Source organism: Thermoflexibacter ruber (genome assembly GCF_900113045.1).
Classification (GTDB): Bacteria; Bacteroidota; Bacteroidia; order Cytophagales; family Thermoflexibacteraceae; genus Thermoflexibacter; species Thermoflexibacter ruber.
This window is the reverse complement of the sequence record NZ_FONY01000031.1, coordinates 51,353-68,575: the sequence shown is the minus strand read 5'-3', so window position 1 is coordinate 68,575 and position 17,223 is coordinate 51,353. Positions and strand designations below refer to the sequence as shown.

Here is a 17,223-nt window from a genome sequence, read left to right as displayed (position 1 = left end):
ATTTGAAACATTTCATGCCTGATATATGATAATAAATCACAATTGCCATGATTTCTGAACAAGACATTTTTTCTTGTGGTACAACTTGTCCTTGACTTAATTGATACTGTTCAAATTTTTTAGCAAAGTCATCACAAGTAATGTAAATTTCTATTAGTTTTGTTGTGTTCAATATTAAGTACATAGTATTCTTTGATTAGTGTAATTTTCAAATATACTATATTTATTAATATTGAACATTTTTTATCATAAAAAATTGACTTTTAAACAATTACCTCAATAACTCACGTTAATATAAATACACAAAATCAGCAAGTTATTCCTAACAATACAGCCGTTAAAGCACTGGACTACGGAATCCGATTGACTTTTGATATTAGCTCTTTGGGAACTCGCAACTCAAGCGGGGGAGCTATTGGCAGAAACACTGCTTTCAATGATAGGATTGATTCTATCCACATTACAAGCCTGCAAAATTTTGATACTGTTTTTGTAGCAGGAAAAAAACTCAATGCTTTTTTTACTGCTCGCTTTTCAGAAGAAGGAGAAAGAACGCTCTTAGATACGCTTATTCGTAGAAAGAGGAGCGAACTTTTGTTTACCCAAAAAAACGAAGCCATAGAAAAAATTGACCTTTTTCTTACCAAAGCACCCAATCAGACCAGACCTATGCGTTTCTTAGTGCGTCTTTTCCTGAATCAAGGAAGAACGCTTAGGGATACCACTGATACCGTTATCTTACAAAGATAGATAACATTCTTTTCACCACTCGCTTTCTACTGCTACTGCTTGGGCTTCCTCTTGGTGCTTCCAAAGTTCTTGGAAAATAGGACTTTGTATTTTTAAGTATTCAAAAGAACCTTCATCAACTATTCTTCCATTTTGCAAGATATATACGTAGTCAAACTTGCTAAGCAGATGCAAGCGGTGTAAAGAGGATAAAATTGCCTTGCCTTTGAACTCCTCAAATAGCTTATCGTAAATTTGTACCTCTGTTTTGGGGTCGACACTGCTCGTAGGTTCGTCCAATAGCACTATGTCGCTGCCTTTGGCTGCTAATATGCCTCTTGCCAATGCCAATCGCTGTTTTTGCCCACCTGAGAGGTTTACCCCTTTTTCTTGGATATTGGATTCTAAACCTTTGGGGAGTGTACCTACTACTTCTGCAAAATGAGCTACTTCGCATACTTGCATAATTTCCTCTTCGGAAAAAGGCAAGCCCAAAGTGATGTTATATGCAATGGTATTTTCAAAAATTTCAGGCTCTTGGGGGAAAAGAGTTACTGTGTCAGAAATCACAGCTAAATTATCTATTTCTTTTCCGTCAATTTTAACTCTCACGTTTTCAGGCTCGTACAATCCTCTAAGTAACGCCAGCAGGGTGCTTTTCCCGCTTCCACTCTCCCCGATAAAAGCAATGCGTTTACCTTTTTCTATGAGCATGTGCAGGTCGTGCAGACTATGGGCTTTGACGGATTCGCTGTATCGCTCTTGATGCGAAAAATTCAAGTGGTGGATTTCTATTTTTCTCCAATGAGCAGGTAATGAAATACTTGCATCAGGGCGGTGATGCGCTACAAATGCCTCTTGGATATTTTTAACGCTTTGCACCTCTGCATAGTACTGCACTATTTGGGTGTACTGCCAAGCAATATCGTGGAATACGCTTGTAAACTGATTGACAAAGCCGAGCAGAGCTACTAAACCGCCAAAGTGAGCAAAGGGCTGCCCTGCTTCATAGTTTTGGTAAACATAACCTACTGCCGCAATCACATAGACCATGCCTACCATCATATCTGCCACAAACCACTTCCACTCGTTGATTCTGACCTGTCGGCGAAAAGGAGGAAATACCTCTTTTACTTTTTGCATCAAACCTTCTTGCATACGCTTTTCCAAACGCAAGGTGATGACGGTAATGATGTTAGAAAGGCTGTCAAAAAGCGTAGCTGATACTACGTGCTGTTTTTCGTTACTTTCGTTCAGTGCTTTGATAAAAGGCTTGTCAAATTTGAAAATAATATAAATCGTAAATATGCCTAACAAGACACCAATACCTCCAAACAAAGGAGAAAAATAGAGCATAGCGGCAAAAGACATGAAAAACTTGGCAAAGGCATAGACATACAAGAACCCATTTTCAAAGAACTCTCTCAAAGCCTCGTAAGCCTTGCGGATACGGTTAATAGTGGCTCCGCTATGATTGTCCTGATGCCACTTAGTAGGCAGGTGCAAAGTTTGGTGATACAATTCTTCTAAGAAGTTCTTGCTCAGGCGAAAAGCCAATTCTCTTTCCATTACTCTTGCAGGACCGTGGAACAGCCAACCGATTAACTGCAAAGCGATGTAAGCCAAAGCAAAAATCCATACGTACCTAATTGCTTCTAAGCCATCTTTTTGCAAAGATTCTATAAACCAACCATATAAGAGCGGATTGGCAGCAAAAGTAAGGTTAGAACAAATAAAGAGAAAATAGATGAATAAATACAATCTCTTTTCTTGGCGGGCATATTTCCATGCAGTCGCTAAGAGAGAAAGATAAGGATTGCGCATACTAAAGTTTAAGTTTTAGATAATTTTCAACAAAGGTACAAATAAATTTCTGTTTTCTTACAATTCATTTGCCTTATACATTTTTCTCAAACTCTCGAAGTCTGTACCGTATAGTTTTTTAAGTAATTCCAAGTTTTTTTGCAGACGCTCTACTGCTTTTTTATCTGCTAAAAAAATTCTAAAAGTATTGATTTCCTTGTTTTTGTCGCAGTTGTCTTTATGCAATCCTCTTTCGCAGTAGATAAAAATTTTCTGCTCGTATTTGGCATTGACTTCCAAAAAATCGTAGTTGGTTTTGCCTGTGCGCTCTACTACGGGCTTTATATTACCTAACTGACTGAGAGAGAAAGTTATCTCCACCAAAGTTTCCCCGTTTAGTCCTGTTTGATAGGAATAAGTGCAAAGAGAATCCGCAGCATGAAAAGCAACTTCGGTGATTTTTCGCGACCAAATCTGCTCTGATTCTTGCTTTTCTATGATGCCGTTGCCCTTGCTTTCTATAATTCCTTTGACCTGTGCCAAAGCATCTGTTTTTTTCTGTGCAATTACTTGACTAATTTCCTGATTTTCAGCTTCTAACCTTTGCTGAATTTCCAGCTTTCTCTGCTCCTCTGCCAAGCGTTTTTCTTCCTCTACTTTCCTTTGTGCTTCTACCAATTCTTTTTGGTGTCTTTGCTCGTCTTGCTGGAGGCGTAAGCGAAACTGACGTTCCTCCTCTATGGATTTTTGGTATTCCCGCCAAGCCAAGTAACCTACTATGCCTAAGACTGCCACAAAAACTAAAAAAAAGGTTTTTCTATCCATGATTTTCTTTTGCTGTTTTACAAAAATACGCATTTACTTTGTATTATTCCGTTTCGGATAATATATTCATAAATTTAGGACTAAACTCTCTCTGTGAGCTAACATATTGATAATATTTTCTTTACTTAGGAAATCCTGCTGTGTACAAATCAACTTAATACGCTGCTCAAAATCGGCTACTCTTTTTTTGGAATCGGCATGAGGCAACTCTTTTAACCTAATGAGATGAATTACATACTCCACTAAACTTAATTGAGGGGAATAAGCGGCTATAAAATGAAAGTGTGTGCTAATTTTCAAATCTGCAGAGAGCTGTTGAAATAAAGCTTGCATTTTATAAATAACATTTTATTGAAAAAGCAATAAAATCCTTCACAAAACAAGTACGAAAAGACAGGCATAAGCGTTGCAATGAGTAAAAAAATAGTTAATTAATCTTAAAAACCACTAAAATATGCTAAAAAATCTGTTTGTAACTTTTTGGCTATGAGTGGCTTGCACTCTCAAGGAAAAAATCTCCGCCAAAGTGGTGGGAATATCGGAAAAAATGCTATATTATTGTAGCCACCCAAGGCTACCGCCGAAACGCCTGAAAGTAAGTAGGCAAAAGTAAAATTTTAAACCTCAATTTTTATGAAACCAATTTTTAAACCACCTATCTGGGTGGTCTTAATGGCTTCGCTGTGTTTGCACTCCAAAGTAAAAGCTCAAGAAGAAGAAAAAGAACAAAAAATGAAACGCTATGAATGGGAGGTAGCAACGAATATTATGCCTCTCTTTTTTGCTAACAATAGTAGTCCCTATTCTTCTTTTATTCGGAAAAACTTTATTAGGCTCAGGAATAAAAGACTAATAAAAAGAGCCTATAGGGTTGGGTTTGATTTTGGTAGTAGATTAAACAGCTATAATCTCAATCGTACTAATACTCTACCATACTCCTCGTTCTCAGAGCATTTTGGTGATGTTACATATATTTCCTTGCGCTTAGGGTATGAGTGGCAGTTTCATTTCCAAAAATTCCATTTTTATTATGGCTATGAGGTATATGGAACATATCGCAGAGAATTTTTTGATGTAACCAACGCCGCAATTACTTCTTTAGATGTGATTGTTTACAGAAAAAGTGATGCCTTTTCTTTAGGATTTAGAGGGATTGGGGGAGTTAAATACTTCATTCACCCCCGTTTTGCTATTTCAGCAGAAACAGGCTTATCTTTAGAGCATTTCAAAGAAAACATAAATTATAAAAGGCGAGAAATGCCTGATATACTATCTGAGTATTCTTATCAGGGAAGTATGAATATTATGCGATACAGCCCTTTAATGAATATTAATTTGAGTGTTTTATTTTAAAATTTTAATAACTTAATTACATATCTTATGAAAAAGTCTCTTTTAATCTTACATTTTATTGTTTTTTCGGTTAAAGTGCTTTATGCACAAACATACCAAATTCAAGGTCAGACTGCCCCATGTGCCTCTAATTCTATTCCCTACAGCTTAGTTGCTGTTGGAAATTCACCGGGGATTTCTGGTTGTACTATTTCTTGGACAGTTACAGGTGGCACATTTTCAAATACAAATGGGCAAACAACCATTAATAATGGTGGAACAAGTGTTGATGTAATTTGGAATAACAATGCTTCAAGTACTTCTGGGAAGATAGAAGCAACCTTAAGTGGAAGTGGATGCAATTCTACTATAGCAAAGACATATACCTTAGATGTTACCATAAAGACAATTGGCTCGTTTAGCGGAATTTCTGTAAATGGAACAAATTACAACTGTAATAGCTCAATAAGTGTTCCTTGTGGTACAACACCTATTACATTTGCCACATCTACAGTAGCCAATGCAACTAATTATCAATGGATAGTACCAAGTGGGTGGACTGTAAGCAGTAGTAATAATACAAGCATTACTGTAATCCCCTCTCAGAATTTACCCTCTTCTGGAAGCGTGTCTATTAGAGCAACAAGGGTTGATTGCGCTGGCTTACAATCAACTTGTAGTATTAATTTTACCCGTCCTACGCCCGTAGTCAATGCAGTCCCATCGAGCCAATACCCTCCACCTTTTTGTGCAGGAGAAAGTAAGCAATTGACAGTAACAGGAGCTAACCTAACCTCGATGATTTGGTCTGCTAATAATGGCTTCACAGTTTCCAACGTCATAACTACAGCTAATAACAGTGTAGCTACTATTACTGCTCCACCCTCAGGCACAAATGCCAGTGGGACAATTACAGTAACTGCTGTTTCTTCGTCTTGTGGGAATGGCAATAGCATCAGCATACCCGTATCATCTATTGGCACACTCCCCAGTGTAGCCTTAATTTCCGTAGCGGGACAAGGCATGACCGTTTGTTCTGCTGGTTTGAATCTTGGGCTGATATATAATGGGGTAAATTTAAGCACCAATGTTAGTTATCCCCTTCCTTTTGGAATCACACAGATAGAGTGGGCACCTACCTCAGGTAATGTATATGTAGTTGGTAATCAAATTAATGGTGGTGTTACAGCAACTGCTTATGCCAATAGTTTATCTGGTCTTCCTGCACAGTTGAGAGCAAGAATACGCAACTGTACAGGTTGGAGTGAATGGTATGTATTCTATGTGAATGTATGTAGTGGCTTTCGCTTCGTCTATAGCCCTAATCCTACCTCTGAGGTACTGACCATTACCGCAGTGCCAACCGAAGAAAATAAGGACTTAACGATAGCTACTGAGATAGACTTTGAGGCAAAGCTCTTAGACCAAGACGGCAAAGTAGTCAGAGAGAGCAAAAACCAAGACAATGAAAAGGAACTTTCTTTTGATGTCAAAGGGCTGAAAGCAGGGACTTACTACCTGCACATCTTGTATGGGAAGGAACTGGAAAAGCATCAGATAATCATAAGTAAATCAGCAAGTACGAATTAGTGTTTTTTATCGTTTCAAAGTTTCCCCAAGTTTGAAACGCTTGTTTTCAGCAGTTGCTTAGTTTTGTTTGCTCTGCCTCTTCAGCGTATTTATTTCCTTGACTATAATCGCCAAAGCAGTTTCTATTTTGTCTATCTTGCTTGCTAAGTGAGCTAAACTTATCTTATCAAGTTCAGCCTGTTCCTCTTCCAGAAGCATAGTACAACAACAACCTAAGACCTCTGCAATGGCTTTTAGTCGCCTTAAGGTCAGTTCACTTTCCCCTCTTTCTATTTTAGAGTATCCTGAGCAAGACATTTTTAGTTTAGTAGCCATATATTCTACGGGGTAGCCTTTCCCTATGCGTAGGTGGCGAATACGCTCGCCTAAATTTTTCATTTCCATAACAAGAAAAAAATAACATTTTTACTGAAAAAGCAATAAAATCCTTCACAAAACAAGTACGAAAAGACAGGCATAAGCGTTGCAATGAGTAAAAAAATAGTTAATTAATCTTAAAAACTATTAAAATACGCTAAAAAATCTCTTTGTAACTTTTTGGCTATGAGTGGTTTGCACTCTCAAGGAAAAAATCTCCGCCAAAGTGGTGGGAATATCGGAAAAAATGCTATATTATTGTAGCCACCCAAGGCTACCGCCGAAACGCCTGAAAGCAAGTAGGCAAAAGTAAAATTTTAAACCTCAATTTTTATGAAAAGATTAGTTGTGTATTTAGGGCTTGTCTTTGCGGTATGTACTGCATGGACTTGCAGTAGGGAAGAAAGCAAGGAAGAAATAGTACCTGCCGAAAATACCTCTTTATGTCCTGAAAAAGCCTCTTACAAAGAGAATCAAGGGCAAATCTCCTTTGAATTTCGCCTCATGAACTCTAAAGGGCAAGTAACCAATTGTTTCAAGGAAGGAGAAGATGTGCTATTTCAATTACTTATGATTAATAATACGAAAGATGCACTTGACTGGGCATGGCAAGATGAGTCTTTTGATTCTTCCGATTTGTTAAAAGTCTATAAATTAAATGGCAATAATAGGTTAAGAGTTGGGCAAAAACAGCAAACAGGTGAATTTTGCCATCAAGTATTTAATTGGTCTATTAAACCTCAAGATACTATCAAAGTAGCCACAAGTTGGCTTGGAACGAGTAAGAGTTCCTTTGATGATAGGCAATACATTCAAATGTTAGGCTCTTTCATTAAAAGTTCACCTTGCTACTGGTCTTACCTAAGCAGCCCTGATAAACCAATTCAAAAGGGTAATTATCAAGTAGAGTTTTATATCAATTTTCCTCTAATCAAGGGTGAAAATGTTTTCAAAGAGGGGGTTATTGTAGGTTGGAAAGAAACGTCAAGAGAAATAAAATTATTTAAAGCAACACTCAATTTTCAAGTCAATTAATTAATTTTTAATCAATTATTTAATCTAAAAAAATAACAAATCATGAAACTATTTTCATTGATAATGGTACTCCTTTTTGCTGTTTTTTCAGCAAAAGCACAGATTGATATTCAAGGTTTTAAACCTAAACAATTGCATAAAAACACGCTTGCCAATGTTGCTACTGAAACTATGCCCACAGTAGATGTTGCCACAATTCTGGCTGAAGAGGAAAAAGAAAAGGCATTAAAAGGGGAAACCAAGGGTGTTTTTGTATTTGGGAAAGAGATAGATGTAAACTTGAATCTCGGCAATTCAGGCACTTGGTTTAATACGCCCAAAGGCAGAGTGTGGAAATTGGTTATTCATTCTCCAAAAGCGTTGTCTATCAACCTTGCTTTTGATAAATTCCGCTTGCCAGAAGGAGCAAATTTACTCATTTACAATCGCGATAGCTCTACAGTCATGGGACCTATTACTTCTATTGTAAATAATAAAAATAATACACTTGGCACGGATTTAATAAGTGGAGATATGAGCATTTTGGAACTTTTTGAACCCACCTCTCAAAAAGGTAAAACGCAATTGAGCATTGCCAAAGTAGTGCATGGCTATAAAGATGCTTTAAGTGAAGCTAAACAAAGTATTTCTAATGGTAGAACAGAGAACTACAATACATCTGCCTCCTGTCAAAGAGATATTGCTTGTGAAAGTAGTTGGGCAAATGAAGGTAGTGCTGTCGCAAGGGTTGTAGCAGGCGGGGGAATCTTTACAGGGGCTTTAATTAACGATGTTTGTCAAACATGGAAACCTTTTTTCTTAACTGCTTATCATGCTGTATTTGACATTCAACAAAACTTACAGTCTTTTGGTGTCTTCCGATTTCGTTATAGAAGAACACAATGCAATAACACAAATGAGCCAGAACCTTTGTCAAATATTTTTACACTTAATGGCTGTACATTGCGTTCTTTATGGTTTGATTCAGATTTTGCATTATTAGAATTAAACTTATCAAATCAGGGATTTACAATAGCGTCCTTAAATGCGAGAGGGATTCATTTTTTAGGTTGGACAAGAGATAATCCCTCAAATGGAACATTTACGGGTATTCACCATCCAAGGGGGGATGTTATGAAAATTAACTTTGGGAACTTCAGTTCTCAAAATTCATGGTCAACTTCAATTAGTTGGACATCAGGCTTCACAGAATCAGGTTCTTCTGGCTCCGCTCTGTTTGATGGGAACAGAAGAATAGTGGGACAGCTTGCAGGAGTCCCTGTGAGTTCTAATCCAAATTGCCAGAATTTAGGTACCTCTATTTATGGACGTTTTGACCAATCATGGAATGGTGGTGGTACTCCTTCTACCCGTTTGAAAGATTGGCTTGACCCTGATAATATCAACCCTCAATATACGAATACAATATTGGCAGGCTCAGCATCAACTACTAATCCTAATCTACCCTCTTCTTCTCTTATCTCAGTTTCAGGACAAGGCATGACCGTTTGTTCTGCTGGTTTGAATCTTGGGCTGATATATAATGGGGTAAATTTAAGTGCCAATGTTAGTTATCCCCTTCCTTTTGGAATCACGCAGATAGAGTGGGCACCTACCTCTGGTAATGTATATATAGTTGGTAATCAAATTAATGGTGGCGTTACAGCAACCGCTTATGCAAATAGTTTATCTGGGCTTCCTGCACAGTTGAGAGTAAGAATACGCAACTGTGCAGGTTGGAGTGAGTGGTATGTATTCTATGTGAATGTATGTAGTGGCTTTCGCTTCATTTACAGTCCTAATCCCACCTCTGAGGTACTGACCATTACCGCAGTGCCAACCGAAGAAAATAAGGACTTCACAATAGCCACTGAGATAGACTTTGAGGCAAAGCTCTTAGACCAAGACGGCAAGGTAGTCAGAGAAGGCAAAAACCAAAACAAGGAAAATAAGCTTTCTTTTGATGTCAAAGGACTGAAAGAAGGGACTTACTACCTGCACATCTTGCATGGAAAGGAACTGGAAAAGCATCAGATAATCATAAGTAAATCAGTAAGTACGAATTAGTGTTTTTTAGCGTTTCAAAGTTTGAAACGCTTGTTTCTGAAAAATAGTTAATTAATCTTAAAAGCTATTAAAATATGCTAAAAAACCTCTTTGCAACTTTTTGGCTATGAGTGGCTTGCACTCTCAAGGAAAAAATCTCCGCCAAAGTGGTGGGAATCTCGGAAAAAATGCTATATTATTGTAGCCACCCAAGGCTACCGCCGAAACGCCTGAAAGAAAGTAGGCAAAAGTAAAATTTTAAACCTCAATTTTTATGAAAAGATTAATCGCATATTTTTTATTTGCCACTGCCCTGTTTGCAGCATGGGCTTGTGGGAAAGGAGAGCAGGAAGTCGTGCCAGAAAAAGAATCTTCCTCCCAAGACGATACAAAAGCGGAAATAATCATTCCTAATCCTAATTGCAAAGATAGCAGTGAAGTAGTAGTTAAGTTTTTATACGAAAATGACAGCTTACCAAAGTGTGGCTACTCAGATAGCACAGTCAAAGATGGCACTTATGATAGTGGAACGCATAAGAGTTATATTATAAATACCGAAGAAGAATATCATAAGTTAGTAAATCAATGTCCTACTCTAAGCAACGGGCAAGTAGTTTCTCTACCCAAAATAGATTTTGAAAAATATAGTTTGCTGACAGGAGTTGTTTTTTGTGTGGGACCTCCTCGCGTTAAAAGTATGAAACTCATTAAGTATTGTGATGATTATGTTTTTACGATAGAGTTTGTTTTAGGTGCGACTTCTATCATAGTTCCTAATGCTAACTATTTTGCTCTTGTCCCCAAAATACCTTCTCATTCAAAAATCAAATACAAAATTTATCAAAAATTCTTTTAAAAAACGTCATTTATGAAATCCATGAAAAAGTTAATCACAAGCATTATCTTATTTGTTTCTTTTAGCCAATGTATTTATTCTCAAGAATATGCTGTTTATTCTTCCAATAAACAAAAAACAATACTGACTGTTTCTCCCGAAAAAGTATTAGTATGGTTTGTGCCTAATCTTACTGAAGATAGAAAAAAACAAACCTTAGCTAAAATTTCTTTAAATGGACTTTTAGCCAGCAATGATGAGATGCCTCATACCAGAATATTATCTTTGAAAGAAGACAAAACAGCTGATGATGCTATAAGATTAGTAAAAGATTTATTAAAGGAAGAAAGTGTACTTTATGCCAGCCCTGTATTAGTAGGTCCAGAGGGAACGTCTTTGGGTGGACTTACCAATGAGTTGATTGTTAAGTTGAAAAAGACAACTTCATTGGCTTTTTTAGAACAATTGGCTAAGGCTAAAAACATTGAAAAAATTGTGCAGTATGAGTATGACCCTTTAGTATATATTCTGACTATTAACAAACACTCATCAACACATACATTAGATTTATCTAATCAGTTTTTAGAAACAGGTAAGTTTGAATTTGCTCACCCCAATTATCATCTTTTTATCAAAACAGCTACCTCAGACCCCTATTTTAATCTGCAATGGAATGTTAAAAATACAGGACAAGTAGTGAATTTAATTACTGGCACTGTGGGTGAAGATATAAAAGTAGAGCAAGCGTGGAATATATCTACTGGCTCAGGGATAAACCTTGCTGTCATCTACAACGGTTCTTTCATTTCCTCTACTCCTAATTCTCAAAACATAGACCAAGTAGAATGGCAATCGCTATCAAGTAGCGTCTATGTTTCTCAGTCTGGCATTACTGCTACTGCGTATCTCTCGAATGGCTGTGTAGGTGGCATTGCCAATATGCGGGTAAGGGTAAGAAATATTTGTGGGCTTTGGAGCGATTGGAGAATGTTTACTGTCAATGTATGCAGCAACTCAGGCTTCCGCTTTGTGTATAGTCCCAATCCTACCTCCGATATTTTAGATATTACGGCAGTCCCTACCGAAGAAAACAAGAATTTGACAATTGCCGCTAAGGTAGACTTTGAGGCAAAGCTCTTAGACCAAGACGGCAAAGTAGTCAGAGAGGGCAAAAACCAAAACAAGGAAAAGAAGATTTCTTTTGATGTCAAAGGACTGAAAGAAGGCACTTACTACCTGCACATCTTGTATGGGAAGGAAATAGAGAAACATCAGATAATCATAAGTAAATCAGCAAGTACGAATTAGTGTTTTTTATCGTTTCAAAGTTTCCCCAAGTTTGAAACGATAAGTAAGTTATTATTTCTTTCCTGCCGAAATCATATTGGCAAACAAGCGATATGCTCCCGACACGCCCGCAGGCAACTGCCTAAACCAAGAAAATCCTGTATAAATGAATACTCCTTTGCCGTATTGGGCTGAGATTTGGATTCCTTTTTTCGCCTGCTCGCCTGTATCCTGCGTAATGAAAGGGGTGTCGTACTTGCTATCCCAATCTGATGCAAAGTACAAGCCACGCTCCTGCACCCAGCCGTCAAAGTCTTCTTTGGTAATCTTATTGGGGAAATTGAGCAAGGGGGTTTCCTTGTTGAAAGCAATGAGGGCATCTTCTTCAGTAACTCTATCACGAGAAATTTTAAAAGGATAAGGACCTATCTCATTGGTTACTAAGCCAAAACTTACATTGTACTGCACTATCAAAACGCCTCCATTTTTTACGTATTCGAGCATTTTAGGATTGTGGTATTTGAGTCTTTGGCGGGTGTTGTAGGCTCTTACCCCCGTTACTATGGCATCAAACTGGCTCAAATCTAAGGCTTCAAAGTTGTCATCAGTAATTTCTACCACCTGACAGCCCAACTGACGCAAGGCATTAGGGGTTTCATCTCCCGCTTCGGAAACGTAAAAGCCCACATTTTTTGCCTTGTTGATTACGTCTAATTTTACCAACTTAAATTCGGCTCTTGGAAAAATAACTTGGTAAGGAATATGGTCATACTCCAAGCGTGTAATGCCCACAGCATCAGCCCCGTTGATTTTTACTTTGGCAGTAGCATTGCTGGCATTTTTGGGTGGGAATACTTTAAAACTTACCAATAGTTCTTCATCTTTCTTGCTCAAGTTAAAGTTCACCTGTTGCGGTTCGCTTCTCCAACCTTGTGGCAAGTCTAAGCTCAAAGTGCCGCTTGCATTCTTTTTCCCTGCTTTGAGGGTTACAGCTACTTCTTTGCTCAAATTTTCTGTAAAAATGTAGGTAGGAAATTTGATATTTGCCATGACCTCGGGGACTACTTCAAAACTGCGGTATAGCTCCCCATCTACTCTGTGCGTCCATTTATACATCAAAGGCGTAGTATAGCTAAAAACTTCGCCCTCAATGTCCAAATCTATACTTGCAAACTGCTCTTGGGGTTTTTCTGGCAGACCTATCATTTCTTGTTCATCTACTTGGTACATTCCTTTGATGACAGGTTTTCTGAGCCAATAGGGTTGTGAAATCTCAGATTTTCTGCTCAATACTACTTTGCGATTGATTTCTAACAAGGTATTTTCTGCTAAATTATAATCTACCGCTTTGCTTTCACTTCCTTCGGGCTGGTTACTTTCTTCGTCAAAAGAAAGGTCTATTTTTTTGAGTTTTACGTGAGCATTAGAGCGATTGATTATCCTCAAAGTGGCATTGACAGAATCTCCTGGGCTTGCCGTATAGTCGTTGGCTGTGATTTCAAACCATATACCTGCACAGTTTTTTATTGCTTCGTCTAATTCTGCATTTTTGGTTTTCAGCCAATACATTTCTGTAGGGTCATTGGTTTTCGCAAGTAGATTGGCTATTTCTTTGCGGGCAGCAATCAATCTTGGCAAGACCAAAGAGGGATTCAAAGGACTGAAGTTTTTGTAGGCTTCGTTGAGCAGATTCCCTACGACTTCTCCTCCTTTGATGCGACCCCAAGTCGTGTTTACTCCTTCCATGATATGCTCTTTTGCCGAGTCGCCCATGATGTATTGCAAGTATTCGGGTTGCTTTCCTCTGATTTTCCCTGAGCCAAAACCCTGACTTTTATGCTGAGTGCGACTTTCCATTGCCAAGTCGAAATAAGACTGTCCAAGCAAAGGATTGAAAATTCCCGTATCGACTTTGAGGTACTTGCTCAAATCTTCTTTGCTATCTCTTATCCACTTGTTCCAGTACAATCGCTTTGGTTGCCAAGTGGTTACGTATTGGAGTTGCTCAGGAAACATAGTAGGGTCGGAGGCGTATTTGAAAACCTCTTCGGCTAAAAGGGCAGAAGAAGTATGATGCCCATGTCCCCCGCTTCCGTCGGTAGGGAATCGAGTAATCAGCACATCGGGTTTCCACTTGCGAATGACCCAAACCATGTCAGCAACTACCTGATTCTTGTCCCAAATCCTGAGTGTTTCGTTGGGATTTTTAGAAAAACCAAAATCATTGGCTCTGGTGAAAAACTGCCTTCCGCCGTCTAATGCTCTGGCTGCTAAAAGTTCTTGGGTTCGAATCAAACCTAAGAGTTCACCCTGCTCGCTCCCTATCAAATTCTGTCCCCCATCACCACGCGTCAAAGCCAAGTAAGCTGTTTCATAGCACTCATGCTTTGCCATGTAAGCTATCAATCGTGTGTTCTCATCGTCAGGGTGTGCCGCAATATACAGCACAGAGCCTAAGACAGTGAGCTTTTTCAAATCCATTTGGATTTGGCTGGCAGATTTAGTGCTATTGGGCTGGGCATAAATTTGTAAGAATAGGCAGCAAGTTGCCAATGCAAGTAGTAATTTTTTCATCATCATTATCAGGGTTTTGAAAGGTTTTATAGTTAGTTAATCAGGATTAGGAATATTAATAATTGGCTCTGATTGTATCATAAAGCACTTATTATTTGAATCTTAAAAATAGATAAAAATTTCTGATTTTGCAAATGGAAGGTTAATTTTGCCTTAAAGCTATACTTTCTTACTGTTTGATTTGGGCTAAAAAGATAAATCCGATAAATTTGTAAGATACACGAGCTTCATTTACAACTGACGGGTTTGTGAAACCTGTCAGTTATAAGTATAGTTTAAGAAACATCTATGGACAACTGACAGAATCTTTTACCTCTGGCAGGTTTGTGAAACCTGTCAGTTATAAGTATAGTTTAAGAAACAAACAATTTTACTTTTTACAAAATTTTAAAACTATGAGTCTAAGAATCAATGACATAGCACCCAATTTTACTGCGGAAACTACGCAAGGTACTATCAATTTTCATGAATGGATTGGCGATAGCTGGGCTATTTTGTTTTCTCACCCCAAAGACTTTACGCCTGTTTGTACTACAGAGTTGGGCTTCATGGCAAAGTTACAACCTGAGTTTGAAAAACGCAACTGCAAAGTAATAGGACTGAGTGTCGACCCGGTGGAGAGCCATTTGAGATGGGAAAAAGACATAGAAGAAACGCAAGGCTATGCCGTCAATTACCCAATGATTGGGGATACCGATTTGAAGGTAGCTAAACTCTATGATATGCTACCCGCCGAGGAGGCAGGGACTTCCGAAGGAAGAACCGCAGTAAGCAATCAGACTGTTCGCTCAGTGTTCGTTATCAGCCCTGACAAAAAAATAAAATTGCAAATCACCTACCCGATGACCACAGGACGCAATTTTTACGAAATCTTGCGTGCTTTGGATTCCTTGCAGCTTACCGCCGAGCATAAAGTAGCGACCCCTGCCAACTGGAACGACGGGGAAGATGTCATCATTTCTACGGCAGTATCCGATGCAGAAGCCAGAGAAAAATACCCAGAGGGTTGGAAAACACTGAAGCCTTATCTTCGCGTAGTGCCTCAGCCGAAAAGGTAGTGTTTTGTCAATAGTAAAAAATAATTAAAGCCTTGATTTACTCAAAATCAAGGCTTTTAATAAACCTTATACCAAAGGAATTACATACAAATAATATATGCCAAGAACTCAATAGGTAGGAGATTTTTGTTCAATGATTTGATTAAGTACCGTCAAATACTTTTTTAATTGAATATACTCATTTTTCCCTAAAGCCTTAGCCCATTGTTTTTCAATCTCAGCAATAATTTTCAGCCCTTCATTTCTGTATTCCTTGCCGAGTTGTGTAAGTTCAAAAATCCATGCTCTACCATCGGTTAAATCTTGTTTTCTTTTTACATAGCCTTTTTTTTCCATCATATCGAGTAGATATTTGATATTCTGCTTGCTTGTTCTACCTTTGGATGCTATCTCAGTAGCTCTCGCTCCTTCTCCTATGTACTGAAATACTACGCTATAGGAGCTGTCCAACTCAGGATACCCTTTTGCTTTGAGCTGTTTATCTGATTCGTCCAATACAGCATGGTATATATTTCTTACAAGCCTACCAATATGCTCACTATCAACATTATTCATTTTTATTAGGTTATAATTAGTAAAATAATTTTACAAAAAATCTAAATAACTATTGCAAATTTAGTAAAATGATTTTACTTTTGTATAAAAATTTGAACTTTTATGTTAGACTTTAAAGCAAATATAGACCACGGTAAGGTCTTCAATTCTCAAATCATGATTGTCAATGACCAGCCCAACGCTGAAAACGGAACGGTACTAATACGCGCTAAAACAGCAGGACCGCCCATACACAAGCATAATCTCCAAGATGAAATATTAGAAGTAGTTGAGGGACAATTAGATGTGTATAAAGAGAATAGGTGGGAAGTTATTAAAAAAGGAGAAAGTATTTTTATACCACGGAATACAGCCCATACTTACAAAAACACTTCTGAATCAGATACTTATTTTAAGTATTTTATTAGCCCTCAAGGGACTTTTACTTCAATGATGTATGATTTTGAAAGAATAATTAAGCAAGAAAAAATAAAAAGTACCAAAGACTTTTCTTCTCTAATTTATATGTCTATGGTATTCAGGAAATATAAAGATTCTTTATCAAGTGTAGAGCCTCCTGACTTTGTTATGAGTTTTATGGCAACTCTAGGGAAAGTATTAGGTTTTCGGATTTAAAAAGTCCAGCTTATCTTTTTTACTAATAATTTGAAGATGAAATTATGAACCGAAGAATTTATAATCCTCTACAGAAAGACTATGTAACTTTCTTAAAAACTTCAGAGGAAACCAAAGGAGAGTTTACCTTATTAGAAGTAGAACTTGCTAATGGAGGTGGGGTAGGTCTGCACTATCATAAAACCTACTCCGAAAAATTTACCTGCCTTGAGGGCAAGGTACAAGTACAGCTAAATAATCAACTATATACCTTGTCAGAAGGTGATTCGGCTACTGCGAATAAGCTGGTGAATCATTTATTTCAAAATAGAAGTGGGCAAAGTTGCAAATTCATGGTAGAAATTGTCCCTGCCAATAGAGGTTTTGAGCAGGCACTACAAATCGCTTATGGGTTGGCAAGAGATGGAAAATGTGGAAAAAAAGGAATTCCAAAAAATCCTTTTATTTTAAGTTGGCTTTTTGTGTTGAGTGAAAGCAATCTGAGAGGTTGGCGCAGTCTATTTGAGCCAATGCTTAGGTTTCAAGCTCTAATAGCAAGATTGTTTCAGATTGACCAACAATTGGCTAAAAAATATGTAAAATTTTAAATTCAAAGTTTAGAAA

At 37.8% G+C, this 17,223-nt stretch carries 16 protein-coding genes and 1 pseudogene; 10 read left to right on the top strand and 7 right to left on the bottom strand.

Features of this window, described 5'->3' with window-relative positions; translation table 11 throughout:
• A pseudogene (locus tag BM141_RS23035) lies at positions 1–184 on the bottom strand (IS982 family transposase); the annotation flags it as partial.
• Between the two features lie 179 nt (positions 185–363).
• Here BM141_RS23035 and BM141_RS16235 point away from each other — a divergent pair.
• The gene (locus BM141_RS16235) at positions 364–750 is read left to right on the top strand and encodes a hypothetical protein (protein ID WP_143090959.1); all 387 of its coding nucleotides are present in this window, start codon (positions 364–366) and stop codon (positions 748–750) included.
• Positions 751–762: 12 nt separating this feature from the next.
• Here BM141_RS16235 and BM141_RS16230 read toward each other — a convergent pair whose 3' ends face one another.
• The 3 genes from BM141_RS16230 to BM141_RS16220 form a co-directional block, all read right to left on the bottom strand.
• Positions 763–2,553 carry an ABC transporter ATP-binding protein gene (locus BM141_RS16230; RefSeq protein WP_091548518.1) on the bottom strand — a complete coding sequence of 597 codons (1,791 nt, stop codon included), beginning with the start codon at positions 2,551–2,553 and terminating at the stop codon, positions 763–765.
• 57 nt (positions 2,554–2,610) lie between these two features.
• Complete coding sequence (locus BM141_RS16225; RefSeq protein WP_143090958.1) at positions 2,611–3,357, bottom strand: cell envelope integrity TolA family protein; 747 nt, start codon at positions 3,355–3,357, stop codon at positions 2,611–2,613.
• A gap of 66 nt (positions 3,358–3,423) precedes the next feature.
• Positions 3,424–3,690 (bottom strand): hypothetical protein, encoded by a 267-nt coding sequence (locus tag BM141_RS16220; RefSeq protein WP_091548516.1) that lies wholly within the window; start codon positions 3,688–3,690, stop codon positions 3,424–3,426.
• Between the two features lie 300 nt (positions 3,691–3,990).
• On the opposite strand from BM141_RS16220, the gene BM141_RS16215 reads away from it, so the two are divergent.
• Entirely contained in the window at positions 3,991–4,710 is a 720-nt protein-coding gene (locus BM141_RS16215) for a hypothetical protein (protein ID WP_143090957.1), read from the top strand.
• Positions 4,711–4,737: 27 nt separating this feature from the next.
• Complete coding sequence (locus BM141_RS16210) at positions 4,738–6,279, top strand: T9SS type A sorting domain-containing protein (RefSeq protein ID WP_091548514.1); 1,542 nt, start codon at positions 4,738–4,740, stop codon at positions 6,277–6,279.
• A gap of 57 nt (positions 6,280–6,336) precedes the next feature.
• On the opposite strand, the gene BM141_RS16205 is transcribed toward BM141_RS16210, so the two are convergent.
• On the bottom strand, positions 6,337–6,663 hold the full coding sequence (locus BM141_RS16205) for a helix-turn-helix domain-containing protein (RefSeq protein WP_091548513.1): 327 nt from the start codon (positions 6,661–6,663) through the stop codon (positions 6,337–6,339).
• Positions 6,664–6,969: 306 nt separating this feature from the next.
• Between BM141_RS16205 and BM141_RS16200 the strand changes: the two genes are divergently transcribed.
• From BM141_RS16200 to BM141_RS16185, 4 genes are all read left to right on the top strand, one after another.
• The gene (locus BM141_RS16200; RefSeq protein ID WP_091548512.1) at positions 6,970–7,671 is read left to right on the top strand and encodes a hypothetical protein; all 702 of its coding nucleotides are present in this window, start codon (positions 6,970–6,972) and stop codon (positions 7,669–7,671) included.
• Between the two features lie 42 nt (positions 7,672–7,713).
• Entirely contained in the window at positions 7,714–9,717 is a 2,004-nt protein-coding gene (locus tag BM141_RS16195) for a T9SS type A sorting domain-containing protein (RefSeq protein WP_091548511.1), read from the top strand.
• A 253-nt stretch (positions 9,718–9,970) separates the two neighbouring features.
• Complete coding sequence (locus tag BM141_RS16190) at positions 9,971–10,552, top strand: hypothetical protein (RefSeq protein WP_091548510.1); 582 nt, start codon at positions 9,971–9,973, stop codon at positions 10,550–10,552.
• A gap of 21 nt (positions 10,553–10,573) precedes the next feature.
• Entirely contained in the window at positions 10,574–11,839 is a 1,266-nt protein-coding gene (locus BM141_RS16185; protein ID WP_177217415.1) for a T9SS type A sorting domain-containing protein, read from the top strand.
• A 51-nt stretch (positions 11,840–11,890) separates the two neighbouring features.
• Here the strand turns inward: BM141_RS16185 and BM141_RS16180 are convergent, their stop codons facing one another.
• Positions 11,891–14,392, bottom strand: a complete 2,502-nt coding sequence (locus BM141_RS16180) for a PIG-L family deacetylase (RefSeq protein WP_245764086.1) — start codon at positions 14,390–14,392, stop codon at positions 11,891–11,893.
• A 395-nt stretch (positions 14,393–14,787) separates the two neighbouring features.
• Between BM141_RS16180 and BM141_RS16175 the strand changes: the two genes are divergently transcribed.
• Complete coding sequence (locus tag BM141_RS16175) at positions 14,788–15,450, top strand: peroxiredoxin (protein ID WP_091548523.1); 663 nt, start codon at positions 14,788–14,790, stop codon at positions 15,448–15,450.
• 108 nt (positions 15,451–15,558) lie between these two features.
• On the opposite strand, the gene BM141_RS16170 is transcribed toward BM141_RS16175, so the two are convergent.
• Positions 15,559–16,005, bottom strand: a complete 447-nt coding sequence (locus tag BM141_RS16170; protein ID WP_091548507.1) for a MarR family winged helix-turn-helix transcriptional regulator — start codon at positions 16,003–16,005, stop codon at positions 15,559–15,561.
• A 102-nt stretch (positions 16,006–16,107) separates the two neighbouring features.
• On the opposite strand from BM141_RS16170, the gene BM141_RS16165 reads away from it, so the two are divergent.
• The gene (locus tag BM141_RS16165) at positions 16,108–16,620 is read left to right on the top strand and encodes a cupin domain-containing protein (protein WP_091548506.1); all 513 of its coding nucleotides are present in this window, start codon (positions 16,108–16,110) and stop codon (positions 16,618–16,620) included.
• 44 nt (positions 16,621–16,664) lie between these two features.
• Positions 16,665–17,207: a cupin domain-containing protein gene (locus BM141_RS16160; RefSeq protein ID WP_091548505.1), complete on the top strand. Its 543-nt coding sequence runs from the start codon at positions 16,665–16,667 to the stop codon at positions 17,205–17,207.
• Positions 17,208–17,223: the final 16 nt, after the last annotated feature.

Excerpts from the sequence above, each read along its gene's own strand:
- BM141_RS16195 (WP_091548511.1), top strand. The coding sequence starts at position 7,714 with ATGAAACTATTTTCATTGATAATGGTACTCCTTTTTGCTGTTTTTTCA.
- BM141_RS16185 (WP_177217415.1), top strand. The coding sequence starts at position 10,574 with ATGAAAAAGTTAATCACAAGCATTATCTTATTTGTTTCTTTTAGCCAA.
- BM141_RS16170 (WP_091548507.1), bottom strand. The coding sequence starts at position 16,005 with ATGAATAATGTTGATAGTGAGCATATTGGTAGGCTTGTAAGAAATATA.
- BM141_RS16190 (WP_091548510.1), top strand. The coding sequence starts at position 9,971 with ATGAAAAGATTAATCGCATATTTTTTATTTGCCACTGCCCTGTTTGCA.
- BM141_RS16215 (WP_143090957.1), top strand. The coding sequence starts at position 3,991 with ATGAAACCAATTTTTAAACCACCTATCTGGGTGGTCTTAATGGCTTCG.
- BM141_RS16165 (WP_091548506.1), top strand. The coding sequence starts at position 16,108 with ATGTTAGACTTTAAAGCAAATATAGACCACGGTAAGGTCTTCAATTCT.
- BM141_RS16230 (WP_091548518.1), bottom strand. The coding sequence starts at position 2,553 with ATGCGCAATCCTTATCTTTCTCTCTTAGCGACTGCATGGAAATATGCC.
- BM141_RS16180 (WP_245764086.1), bottom strand. The coding sequence starts at position 14,392 with ATGAAAAAATTACTACTTGCATTGGCAACTTGCTGCCTATTCTTACAA.
- BM141_RS16210 (WP_091548514.1), top strand. The coding sequence starts at position 4,738 with ATGAAAAAGTCTCTTTTAATCTTACATTTTATTGTTTTTTCGGTTAAA.
- BM141_RS16225 (WP_143090958.1), bottom strand. The coding sequence starts at position 3,357 with ATGGATAGAAAAACCTTTTTTTTAGTTTTTGTGGCAGTCTTAGGCATA.
- BM141_RS16205 (WP_091548513.1), bottom strand. The coding sequence starts at position 6,663 with ATGGAAATGAAAAATTTAGGCGAGCGTATTCGCCACCTACGCATAGGG.
- BM141_RS16175 (WP_091548523.1), top strand. The coding sequence starts at position 14,788 with ATGAGTCTAAGAATCAATGACATAGCACCCAATTTTACTGCGGAAACT.
- BM141_RS16160 (WP_091548505.1), top strand. The coding sequence starts at position 16,665 with ATGAACCGAAGAATTTATAATCCTCTACAGAAAGACTATGTAACTTTC.
- BM141_RS16220 (WP_091548516.1), bottom strand. The coding sequence starts at position 3,690 with ATGCAAGCTTTATTTCAACAGCTCTCTGCAGATTTGAAAATTAGCACA.
- BM141_RS16200 (WP_091548512.1), top strand. The coding sequence starts at position 6,970 with ATGAAAAGATTAGTTGTGTATTTAGGGCTTGTCTTTGCGGTATGTACT.